This window comes from Serratia sp. CoH_122_TC_1 (genome assembly GCF_058191755.1).
Genome location: NZ_JBXWLA010000078.1, coordinates 1 through 301, shown reverse-complemented (window position 1 = coordinate 301; position 301 = coordinate 1). Strand labels below are relative to the sequence as shown.

Sequence of the window (301 nt, the reverse complement as noted above, 5' to 3'; positions counted from 1 at the left end):
TCGAACCTTGTCGAAGCTTCTCATCCCTCCCCGTAAGGAGCGATATGGGTACTTTCAGGTTTGATTTGATTCTGGGGAATAAATAAGGATGGTGGTGGGGGAAGGATTATTCGTCGCAGAGCGACTCACCCTTCGGGCCGCGCTAAAGCGCGTTGTCTCACGTTGTGAGACTCGAACCTTGTCGAAGCTTCTCATCCCTCCCCGTAAGGAGCGATATAGGTACTTTCAGGTTTGATTTGATTCTGGGGTATAGATAAGGATGGTGGTGGGGGAAGGATGACTCGTCGTTACACTCCTCGCC

Annotated in this window: 1 other RNA gene; it reads right to left on the bottom strand. The window is 51.2% G+C overall.

Going from position 1 to position 301, the window contains the following annotated elements:
* Positions 1 to 89: 89 nt before the first annotated feature.
* Positions 90 to 216: non-coding RNA, RtT sRNA (locus AC2FC2_RS27055), on the bottom strand.
* Between the last annotated feature and the right edge of the window lie 85 nt (positions 217 to 301).